Here is a 10,154-nt window from a genome sequence, read left to right as displayed (position 1 = left end):
GCACGATCGCGAAGCTCAGCGGGGTAAGGGGACGGACGTGCCATGACTCGATCCTCTCAGGGAATCGAGCCTCCATCAGACCCGGAGCGGTTCAGCATCGACGACTGCCTTAGGACAGACGTCGAGGCCTGTCGGCGTTTCGAAGATTGGAAGGGCTGGGACGGAAGGCGAGACGATTTGGGCCACTGACTAACCGCCTCGATCGGGGAGGGCGGTCAGTGGGCTACCGCGGCGGCGGCTTCGTCGGAACGCGGACGCGGCACGCTGGCCAGCAGGCCCAGGCCGAGTCGCTTGTCCATGTCAAGGCGGAAGGTGCCATACGGGTTGACGTTCGACCAGAACAGCGCGGTCAGTCCGCGCCGGTCCTCGTCGGTCAGATTCTTCGCCCACTTCGGCTCGGCAAGGACCCGCTGGAGCAGCAGCGTGTTGACGTGCACGAGGCTGGACCGGAGCAGGTGCAGGGCGAGCATCGACGTCTCGGCGTGCTCCTTGTCCGGGCCGGTCAGGGCGCCGTCCTTGCCGTAGTGGAGCACAGTGTTCGCGCTGTTCCAGATCTCCACGACCTGGAGGCCGCCGTGGATCTCCCGGCGCAGGTCGGGGCTGGCGAGGTAGTGGCAGGCGAAGACCGTGCGTACGGCGCGGCCGAGTTCTTCGAGGGCCTGGTAGGTGGGGGGCTTAGGACCGCGCGGGTGAAGCGCCGCAGTACCTGCTCGGCCTCGGCCGTTCCCAGGCGGAGCGCGGTGGCGTACTCGACCATCTGGTCGTACTGCTGCGCGATCAGGTCCCAGCGGATCGGCCGGGTCAGGGAGCCGCCGAGCGCCGGCCAGCCGGGCGGGACGTGGTCGGGGCGGTGTCGATCGGATTGACCGTCAGGACGGGGGTGCCGTCGGACAGGTTCCCGGCGCGGTCGGTGACGGCGATGTAGTAGCGGATGGGCTTGCCGTCGCGGTTCAGTCCGGTGTCGGTCCAGGTGGTTTTGTCGGTCAGGACCATGGCAGACCAGTCGCCGACTGCGGTCTGCCGGTAGACCCGGTAGTAGGCGAGGTCCATCTCCTTGTTGGGCGCCCAGGAGAAGGTGGCGGAGTCGGTGTCCTTGTCGTACACGACCTTTGCCGCGGTGGGCGCGAGCGGCGCGACACGGTCCACGGATGCGTCGGTGCGGGGGGTGTAGGCGAACTTGACGGTGGCGGCGCCCGTCCAGTTGACGTAGTCGATGCGGAGGGTGTGGGTGCCGCGGGGGATGGTCAGGTTCACGGTCCGGGAGACGGTGCTGGACCCGTTCTTCCAGAGGTCGATCTTGCGTGCGCCGTCGAGGTATACGCGGATGCCGTCCTGGCCGGAGGCGGTGAACGTGAAGGGTCCGCCGGAGCCGAAGTCGCGGGTGATCTGCCAGCGGACGCCGAAGTTGTTCGTGGCGATGCCGGAGACGCCGGGAGAGTTGGTGCGCCAGTTCTCGCTGATCGCGGTGTCGGTGTCCGTGCGCTTCGGAGTGCCGGAGAAGGAGGTGTTCGCGAAGAACTGGCGCAGGAAGGTCGGGTTCCCGGTGACTGAGACGTCGGACGTCCCGGCGGACACGTTGCCGGACTTGTCGACGGCGCGGACCTCAGAGAGGTGGGTGGTGCCCCCAGCGGAGGTGTCTGTGAAGGTCGTGCCGGTGACAGCGGAACAGCTCCGGTGCCGGGCAGGCTTCCAAAGTCTCATCCGGACGGTCGGCCCAGCGCCACCAGGCTGAGGCCTCCTGGCTGGTACCTGACGGCAGGATGTCTCTGCCAGACCGTCCAGAACGTAGTCACGGGGAGGCCTTCCACCAGTGGCATCAAGGGTTACGACGTCTTCTACTTCGACAGCGACGACCTGTCGTGGGCGGCAGAGGACCCGGTGATCGGGGCTGTAAACGAGGCCTTCGCTGAGCTGCCGGCAGAGGTCGAGGTTCGCAACGAGGCACGCGTCCACCTCTGGTACGAGCAGTAGTTCGGCGTCAAGTGCCCTCCCTCCACACAGCTGCACCGACGCGGCCGTCGACAACTTCGCGGCCACGACATGTTGCGTTAGTGTGCGCCTGGAGGGAGACGGACCCGAGGAGCGTCTACGCACCGCACAGGCTCTCCGACGTGTTCAATCTGGTCGTCCGACCCAATCCCGTGCTTGCCCCACGCGCGGTTACGAGGCCAAGACGGCCCGCTGACGGCAGTAATGGCCCGAGCCGACCGTACTCGACTGACCCTCGCCCAGGGTCCTGGCTCCGTCATCCCGATGTGCGGAGTCGACACAGCCAGATGATGCTCCAGGCGAGGCAGGGGACAGACGATCGGCGTGATCAACTTTGTCTGCCACAATCAGCGCAACAACAAGTGCCCGCCTGGAAGCATCCGTGACAGACCCCGAAGACCGAGAGCAACAGGCAGCCGTCACCCGTCTGCTGCTGTACTACCTGAATGCCCCCATCGCCGACTACTGCCATCTGCGCGGTGTCCTCCCCGCCCCCGGGGCCGTACGGATCGCCGTCCGAGCCGGGGAGGCCGAGCACGCCAAGAGCCTCCTGTACGAAATTCCCCACGACGCGGTGACCCCCTACTACATCCCCGGCATGCTGCGCACCGTCCTGACCGGGCCCCAGATCTACAGCAGCAGCGACGTCGACGAGGTAATGGGGATGACGCTCATCCGCCTCCGCCCTCAGGACATCACCCCGACCCCGGAAACCGAGCGAGGTGAGGCGCTCACCGTCGTACGCGCCCTCTCCGACCCCGTAGACGACGAGAACCCGTTCCTTGTCGGCTTCCTCATGCACGGCGACGGCCTGATCCGTCTGTACGTGCAGCGTCCCGACCGACCGGGCATCATCGGGGTCGACATCCGTTTGACCGGGACGCCGACGACCGCCCTCCTCGCCTCCCTCCCCTCCCTCATCGGGGAGGAGCAGTACCAGCGCCCGGCCCCGGATGACCCGCACTGCGACCTACTGGTCGACCTGACCAACTGGTAGAGCTCCGCCGACTAGGGCGTGTATCAAAAGTGGATCTTGAACGTGAGATGATCTTGGTTCGTGACACGTGGAGATCTGACGGATGCGCAATGGGCGCTGCTGGAACCGCTGTTGCCGAAGGGCAAGAAGCCCGGACGGCCGCCGACGTGGGCCAGGCGGCAGCTGATCGACGGCATACGGTTTCGGGTCCGCACCGGCATCCCCTGGCGGGACCTGCCAGCCGAGTACGGGCCGTGGGGCCGGGCGTACGACCTGTTCCGCCGGTGGCAGCGGGACGGCACCTGGCATCGGATCTTCACCGCGCTGCAGGCCCGGGCCGACGCGAAAGAGCTGATCACCTGGGACATCAACGTCGACTCCACGGTGTGCCGGGCCCACCAGCACGCCGCTGGGGCGAGGAAAAAGGGGAGCTGCAGAAGGAGCCGCCCGGCGGCGTCGCCGTCGAGCCGGACGACCACGGGCTCGGGCGCTCGAGCGGTGGCCTGACCACCAAGCTGCACCTGGCCGTCGAACAGGGCCAAAAGCCCATGTCCATCGTGATCACGGCCGGACAGCGCGGGGATTCCCCGCAGTTCGAGCCTGTCCTGAACAAGATCCGTGTCCCGCGTCTCGGGCCGGGCAGGCCGCGTACCCGGCCAGGTCGGGTGCGCGCCGACAAGGCGTACGCCTCCCGGAAGAACCGCGCTTACCTGCGGCGGCGCGGGATCCTCTGCACCATCCCGGACAAGGCCGACCAGGCCCCAACCGCAAGAAGCGCGGTTCGCGCGGCGGCCGGCCGCCGAAGTTCGACCCGCAGGACTACAAGGCTCGGCACGCGGTCGAGTGCGGTATCAATCGCCTCAAGAGGCACCGGGCCGTGGCCACGAGGTACGACAAACTCGCGGTCCGCTACGAGGCCACAGTCCTCGTTGCCGCCATCAACGAGTGGTTGTGACGTACTGGTCCGACGACAAGCCGAACACCCGTACTCGCCGACCCCCGGTGGGATTGACCGTCTCACAGACCGGATGCATCCCCAGTTTGGTCATGATTCGTTCGGAGGCGTCGTTGCCCACTTGAGTGATGCTGACGATCCGCTCCAGCCCTCGCTCTTCGAACCCGAACCGTACAGCGGCCGCAGCAGCCTCGGTGGCCAAGCCCTGCCCCCAGTGGGAACGTCCCAGCCGCCAGCCGACCTCAACCGCCGGCAGTACCTCCGGCAAGAAGTTGGGCACCGAAAGGCCGGTGAATCCGGCCAGCTCGCCAGTGGACCGGATCTCCACGGCGAACAGGCCGAAGCCCTGTGACTCCCACTCGCTCTCCCATGCCTGGACCCGGCGACGAGTCTGCTGTTCGTCAAGGACGCTGCCGTCACGGATCCACCGCATGACCGCGGGGTCGGCATTGACGGCAGCCATGGGCGCAACGTCTTCCTCGCGCCAGCGACGCAGGATCAAACGGGGAGTCTCAAGCGTGATCATCCAATCATTCTGGATCACAAATGGGCTCTCCTCCATCCTCACCAGGCACTTTCGATACACGCCCTAAGGCGTGCCTGGGCCACGGAACGTCTCAGCATCCGTGTCCACTGAGGGACGGCTCCCACGCCGGCTCCGGGCCCGGCGCACGCCGCTGCCAGTCCGTAGGTCTCCCGGCTCTAAACGGCCGTCAACAGCGTCCGCAACAACGGTCCCCAACTCCTCGACCCGATCAGCTTGTGACCGCAGCACGATGAGCGGCCGAAGACGGGCCTCTGACTACTGACCCGGTGCCCGGTCTGGCCGGTGTTCCGCGGACATCGGTTCCTACTCAGGCGCGGCGCGCCGGGTCTGAGGCTGGTGCTGTGGACGCGGGGGCGAGGTGCGGGATGCTTGCTCCTTGAGGAGCCAGTCGGCCATGGAACGGACCCGCTCTGCGAGATCGGCGTCCCCGGCCGTAGACGCCTCTGCAGCTTGCGGAGCGCGCAGGAAGCCGGCCTCATAGCGGGCTGTGTATGCCGCGCTGGCACGCCACCGGACGCTTGGTGCGATGGCGGCTTCGACGGGGGTGTGAACGCGGCGGTGTGCGTGCGATGCATCTGGTGCGCGTCACGCCAGGCCACTTCAGTGAGCGTTTTCAGCGTTGCCTCTCCAGGGTGAGGACGGCTTTGGTGATGACGCTCATGCGGTTGGGGCTGATTCGGGATCTGCGGAGGATCTGCCAGGACTTCATTTGCTTGCTTGTGCAGTACCCCCGCGTGCTTCACCAGCGGCTCGGGAGTTTTCATGTTCACGACGCCCTGTTTGCGTCACGCAGGCTGGAGAGCAGGGCTTTCGCGTGTGCCGCGTAGGCTTATCGCCGCGCCGCTGAGCCAGCCCCAGCTCCGCCGGGCTACGCCCGCTCAACTGGCGACGACCCCCGCAAGCTGCTTGCATGGAAGAGGAGCCTCGATGCGGGGGAGGTCAAGTTGAGAACTTACTCCGGCCCGAGAGTCGATGGCACGGCATCCTAGCGTGCTCTCATGAGATCACCGTAGGGAGAGCTCTGATGGCTGACGTCAAGCTAGACAACCCCGCATGTCACTCCGAAATCGTTTTTGTCGGCAACGTGGCCCTTCGTTCATTTACCGAAAAGTCGACGTACCCGCCTCCTCACGCGGAGTCAGTCCTGGTAATCGACATCCTGGTTTCCAAAAATTACCTCAAAGCGGAATTCTTGGAGGCTACGCTTACTCTTGAAATTAAGAGCCCGGCGGGAGTGCAATTCGTCGATCACAGTGATCGCAATAATTTTATTTGGGGGGTGCCAACGAACGGGTCCTGGAATGAATCCACTCCAGGCGCACCCACGAGCAAGCTGCGAATCAGGTGGGAAAAAACTACGCTACTTTCCGGGGATGGAAACGGAAAGACCCATTACATCGGCGTGCATGGGCTTCCGAGTGGATCCGCATTGGAGATCAGTGCGGTAGCGACTGCAACCAAGGTTACAGCTGCCACGTCAAGTTGTCCCCTTCAGGTCCAGAACCTCCACGTTGGCGAACGGCTTGCCGGCTACCTGGGCTAACGGCCGCAGGGGGGTGCTATCGAGGCCCCGGGGAACGGTTTCCAAGGCCGGGGCGGTGCTTCTAATGGAGACGGTCCGCAAGGGCGGGCTGGACGGCGCGATATCGGCTGAGTGCGGGCGACTGTGGGATTCGGACCGGGAGCCGACTATCGCACGGTCCGCGCACTCGCCTGCCTTAATCCGCAGTGCCCTGATTGGCTGCAATAGCGGTCACGGGTTATAGATATCCCGACCGCGTGGGATCGCAAGGAGGAAGCGTCATGGCGCAAAAGGTAATCGACGTTACGTTGGCGAGCATAACCAACACGGGTACTTCTCACATATCGCCGAAAGGCGTCATAAATATTCAAACGGTACGCGCTGTAGACGACGAGCAAGTGTTTCAGTCGGAGAATCTGTACCGGAGGAATGATGGGCAGCCGATGCATCCAAGTGGGGTGCAATCCCTTGCGCCGGGCCAAAGTCTCACATATAGCGTCACGAAGCGACTTACCGTTTCCCACTTCTCTGAAGATGAGAGTGAGGGATTCAATCAAATGATGATATTTGACCCTGATTTGACGCAGGATATAGTAGATCTCGGCTCAGTCAGCACCGTCCACTATTTTGGTTGTTTCAAGCGTAAGGTTCGCTTTGATGAGCTCGAGGGATTTCAAACAATCGAGTGCCTGTACAACATAGCGGCAACCGCTGATCACAACTGTAGGTTCACGGCAACGTACACGATAAACCTCGCTTCCTCGTCCGGATAGCCGGACTTCCTGCGCAGGTGCCGTCCTGCCCAAGCGCAGCGCAATAGTCGCGGGGCTGTTTGGGCGACCGCCGTAGGCCGGAGGCGCTTTCCGCCGTCTTGAGCGCCAGCCGGATGGCCCGCCCCATGAAGGCGCGACGTGGGCAGCAGCCCCGCCGCCGGCCTGACGTGCGTCGCTGGTTGTGGGCCGGGCGGGGAGCGGGAGACAAGGGCAGGCCCGTGGCCACTCCCCCGTGGCCACTCGCAGCTTTGCGTTGAACACTGAGCGTTTTCAGCGTTGCCTCTCCAGGGTGAGGACGGCTTTGGTGATGACGCTCATGCGGTTGGGGCTGATTCGAGATCTGCGGAGGATCTGCCAGGACTTCAACCGTGCTATGCCGCGTTCGACCGGTGCCCTCGCCGCGGCCAGGGCCCGGTTGACGGTGCGTTGGGTGAGAGTGAGTTCACCGCCCGGTGGCCTTTTGAGTCCGGTGGTGACCCAGGGGCCGGCGCCCTGGTAGGCGCGGTCGGCGAGGATCGGGACGCCCTGACGCTCGCACATCCGGATGATGCGGTGGGTGCGGGCCGCGGTCAGGTCGTGGGTGCGGCCCGGCAGCGCCGGCGAGATCCATAGAACCTCGCCGGCGGGGTCGGTGACGACCTGAACGTTCACGCCGTGTCGACGGTGTTTGGCCGAGGAGTCGGCTCGGCTGTCGCCGACGCGGTCGCACTCGGCGAGGGTCCCGTCCAGGAGGACGAACTCCGGATCGTGCTCGCGCAGAGTCTTGAGCAGGCCCTGGGCCCGTTCGGCGAGCAGGCCGGTCACGGCGGTGATGTACGCGTGGGCGGTGCCGACGGATATCCCGAAGCCGGACGCGATCCGGGTGAGGGTGTCGTGGCGGCGTAGGTACACCAGAGCGACGAGCGCCCGCTGGTGCGGCGGGAGTTTGCACCGTCGGTCACCCTCTCGGGTGACGATGAGCATCGTGACCCACTCGACCAGCCCGTGCGGGAGGTCGAGTGCGGCAGGATAGGGAACCAACAAGGCTCCTGTGCCGGTGGGTAGAGACTTCGAACACCTCCCCCAACGGCACGGGGGCCTTGTGCGTTGCGGCCCTCACCTCGACCTCGCCGCCGTCACCCGATCAGTGGCCACGCTGAAAACGCTCAGTCACCTCGACCGGGATGTCGGCGGCGGTGGTGAAGTCCACCAGCGCGGGCGTCACGGTGTGGGAGGCAACAGCGGCCCGGGCCAGCTGGTACAGCGTGAACGTCATATGCGTGGCGCCCCGTGCAGGGATGCTGCCTTCGAAGATCTCTTGGTGGTAGGCGTCCTCGAACGCCTGCTGCCGAGTGGCGTACCAGCGAGTGCGCGGAAGATTGCCGTGGCCGAGGTACTCCAACAACACCTCAGCCCGCGCGGCGGCGTCCTGGCGTTCGTCGTGGACGTGCGCGTGCACTGAGGGCGGCAGAAACAGGCGCGTGGCCCCGTGTAAAGGCTGGGCTGCCGGATCCAGCATGGTGGTCTGCACCGGGCGGTAGAGCGCCACGTAACCGTCGGCTTCCTGCTCGCCACGCTCCCCGTACCGGTAGACGGCGTCACGGTGGCCGTGAAGGCCGTAGCGGCCGTTTCGGTGCGCGAGTTGCGCCCTGCCGGAGGCGACCTCGATCGGGTCGAAGTAGGCGGCCCACTCGCCGGGCGGCCGGTTGTGGACGTTGCGCAGAGGATCGGGTTCCCGATAGCCGTTCCACCAGTGGGCGCCGTCGCGGCTGCGGGTGCCGTGATTGATCCACGCGGTTGGATAGGCCGCGTACAGGGCGTCCATGAGCACACTTCCCAGGCCACGCCGTTGGAAGCCAGGGTTCACCTCGAGCATCCACACCCGCAGGGCCTGCCCGTCGGGGTGGACGTGGAAATCCAAATTCCCGGCGGCCCTCCGGCCGACCAGCGCGACCAGGCGGCGTCCCTGCCATGGCTCACCGACGTCCATCCGGTAGTCGGTCAGCCACAGTGACAGTCCTTCGTCGGGCAGGCCGCCTTCGTCAGCGGACACCGCTAGCGGCCGTCGGTCATCGGTGTGACGGCGACGAGCCGGCTGCGGGCCTCATGGACACCCTCCAGCCCGACCAGCGCGGCAGCGGCCGAATCTTCCCGCTGCCTGGCGGCCAGCTGCCCAACCGGTCCGGTCCAGCGGCCGACATCGATGCCGAGCACGCTCTGCACGACAGCCTCGGACCTTTCCGAAACCGAGGTCGGCCGGGAGATGTCGTAGGTGACCACCTGGGCTGTGCACGCCACATCCCCCCGCGCATCAGGCACGGCCCGATGATCGAAGTTGATCTGCCCTGCAGTTCCCAGAGCGGCCATGAGCCGGGCGACAGCCTCCGGCGGCCCACTCATCTGGAGCTTGGTGTAAGAGGGGTCCGGTGCCTTCGACGGCTCACTCACGACTGCTCCCTGGGCGCGGATCACTACGAGATACAGCTCCCTGAATGCACGCGGGGAGTTCCCGCCGTCTGGCTCGGCTGTGCCGTCCAGTCGGGACTGCGGCGTGTGCTCGCGGCCCACGCTTGGTCGTCCAGCTCACGTCCGGCGCGCCGAGTGCCCTGCTGCCGAGGGCGGTTGCGCCCGCGTTCGGTCGGTTGTCGGTGTCTGGGTCGCTTCGATCGCTGGTGTCCTCGGACGTCCGACCGCCGCAGCGGCCGAGTGGCTGGCCTGTCCCGGCTTCTGCGAGCCGGAACGCGGGCTTGCGGGGGGTCAGGCGTGCGGGAGCCTGTCGAGGAAGCCGAGGACGGCGGTGATCCGGCCGTCCTCGGTCAGGGTGATCACGTCGGAGCCGGCGACCGGAGCCGAGCCGTCGGCGGTGGCACCAGTTCCCAGCTGAAGCGGGCGATGTGGTGGTTGCCGTCCACGTCGCCGGTCAGCTTGAACTCGAAGCCGGGGAACTGGTCGTGGGCCGCCTGGATGACCGCGATGATCTGGTCGTGGCCGCGCACGTCGGCCACGGGTCGGTGTAGGTGCCGCCTTCGGACCACGCGGCGCCGACCGCCTTGGCGAGCGTGTCGGTGTCCGAGGCGTTCCACGCCTCGAAGTAGCGGGCGACGGCGGCAGCGTAGATCGACATGATGGGACTCCCGTTCCGGTGAAGCGACTCGTCTTGCATGCCTTGGGGCCGGGTTCGGACCGGAGTGTGCCGGCCCGAACCCGATGGCTCCCGTCACTGTGCCGTGCCGGCAGGCTGCCGCCCGCGGTACGAGGACAGTCGTCCCGCCTGGTGGCCCGCGGACCGCGTGCAGCGTCCCGCGTCGCGGCGCCTTGCCATGCCCCGGGCAGTCCGGGAGCAGGAATGGCCGTCCCCGCCTACTACCGGCCGGGCCCTCACCGGCCTGGTGACCGGCCCGCGGCGGCGTAGC

Annotated in this window: 9 protein-coding genes and 4 pseudogenes; 4 read left to right on the top strand and 9 right to left on the bottom strand. The window is 66.3% G+C overall.

What is annotated here, in order from left to right; all coding sequences use genetic code 11:
• Nucleotides 1–215: 215 nt before the first annotated feature.
• From ACZ6B1_RS33605 to ACZ6B1_RS33595, 3 genes and pseudogenes are all read right to left on the bottom strand, one after another.
• Nucleotides 216–620 (bottom strand): annotated as a pseudogene (locus tag ACZ6B1_RS33605) (Tn3 family transposase); the annotation flags it as partial.
• On the bottom strand, nucleotides 503–778 hold the full coding sequence (locus tag ACZ6B1_RS33600; RefSeq protein ID WP_468784552.1) for a hypothetical protein: 276 nt from the start codon (nucleotides 776–778) through the stop codon (nucleotides 503–505). The gene ACZ6B1_RS33600 and the pseudogene ACZ6B1_RS33605, both read right to left, overlap by 118 nt.
• Nucleotides 779–801: 23 nt before the next feature.
• Entirely contained in the window at nucleotides 802–1,701 is a 900-nt protein-coding gene (locus ACZ6B1_RS33595) for a PA14 domain-containing protein (protein ID WP_468784545.1), read from the bottom strand.
• Here ACZ6B1_RS33595 and ACZ6B1_RS33590 point away from each other — a divergent pair.
• The 4 genes and pseudogenes from ACZ6B1_RS33590 to ACZ6B1_RS33575 form a co-directional block, all read left to right on the top strand.
• Entirely contained in the window at nucleotides 1,612–1,971 is a 360-nt protein-coding gene (locus ACZ6B1_RS33590) for a nucleotidyltransferase family protein (RefSeq protein WP_468784544.1), read from the top strand. The genes ACZ6B1_RS33595 and ACZ6B1_RS33590 overlap by 90 nt on opposite strands.
• Before the next feature lie 400 nt (nucleotides 1,972–2,371).
• Nucleotides 2,372–2,986 (top strand): hypothetical protein, encoded by a 615-nt coding sequence (locus ACZ6B1_RS33585; RefSeq protein ID WP_468784543.1) that lies wholly within the window; start codon nucleotides 2,372–2,374, stop codon nucleotides 2,984–2,986.
• A gap of 60 nt (nucleotides 2,987–3,046) precedes the next feature.
• Complete coding sequence (locus ACZ6B1_RS33580) at nucleotides 3,047–3,472, top strand: IS5 family transposase (RefSeq protein WP_468784542.1); 426 nt, start codon at nucleotides 3,047–3,049, stop codon at nucleotides 3,470–3,472.
• A gap of 41 nt (nucleotides 3,473–3,513) precedes the next feature.
• Nucleotides 3,514–3,735: pseudogene (locus ACZ6B1_RS33575) on the top strand (transposase); the annotation flags it as partial.
• A 168-nt stretch (nucleotides 3,736–3,903) separates the two neighbouring features.
• On the opposite strand, the gene ACZ6B1_RS33570 reads toward ACZ6B1_RS33575, so the two are convergent.
• The 6 genes and pseudogenes from ACZ6B1_RS33570 to ACZ6B1_RS33545 all read right to left on the bottom strand — a co-directional run bounded on the left by ACZ6B1_RS33570 (nucleotide 3,904) and on the right by ACZ6B1_RS33545 (nucleotide 9,865).
• Nucleotides 3,904–4,446 carry a GNAT family N-acetyltransferase gene (locus ACZ6B1_RS33570; protein WP_468784541.1) on the bottom strand — a complete coding sequence of 181 codons (543 nt, stop codon included), beginning with the start codon at nucleotides 4,444–4,446 and terminating at the stop codon, nucleotides 3,904–3,906.
• A 634-nt stretch (nucleotides 4,447–5,080) separates the two neighbouring features.
• Nucleotides 5,081–5,179, bottom strand: a pseudogene (locus tag ACZ6B1_RS33565) (IS5/IS1182 family transposase); the annotation flags it as partial.
• A 1,853-nt stretch (nucleotides 5,180–7,032) separates the two neighbouring features.
• The gene (locus tag ACZ6B1_RS33560; protein ID WP_468784540.1) at nucleotides 7,033–7,782 is read right to left on the bottom strand and encodes a transposase; all 750 of its coding nucleotides are present in this window, start codon (nucleotides 7,780–7,782) and stop codon (nucleotides 7,033–7,035) included.
• Nucleotides 7,783–7,885: 103 nt separating this feature from the next.
• Nucleotides 7,886–8,794 carry a GNAT family N-acetyltransferase gene (locus ACZ6B1_RS33555; protein ID WP_468784539.1) on the bottom strand — a complete coding sequence of 303 codons (909 nt, stop codon included), beginning with the start codon at nucleotides 8,792–8,794 and terminating at the stop codon, nucleotides 7,886–7,888.
• A 2-nt stretch (nucleotides 8,795–8,796) separates the two neighbouring features.
• Nucleotides 8,797–9,189: a hypothetical protein gene (locus ACZ6B1_RS33550; RefSeq protein ID WP_468784538.1), complete on the bottom strand. Its 393-nt coding sequence runs from the start codon at nucleotides 9,187–9,189 to the stop codon at nucleotides 8,797–8,799.
• Nucleotides 9,190–9,498: 309 nt separating this feature from the next.
• Nucleotides 9,499–9,865, bottom strand: a pseudogene (locus ACZ6B1_RS33545) (nuclear transport factor 2 family protein).
• Nucleotides 9,866–10,154: the final 289 nt, after the last annotated feature.

The sequence above is a fragment of the Streptomyces sp. NPDC041129 genome (assembly GCF_055592265.1).
This window is presented reverse-complemented; position numbering and strand designations above follow the sequence as displayed.

Excerpts from the sequence above, each read along its gene's own strand:
- ACZ6B1_RS33595 (WP_468784545.1), bottom strand. The coding sequence starts at position 1,701 with ATGAGACTTTGGAAGCCTGCCCGGCACCGGAGCTGTTCCGCTGTCACC.
- ACZ6B1_RS33570 (WP_468784541.1), bottom strand. The coding sequence starts at position 4,446 with ATGATCACGCTTGAGACTCCCCGTTTGATCCTGCGTCGCTGGCGCGAG.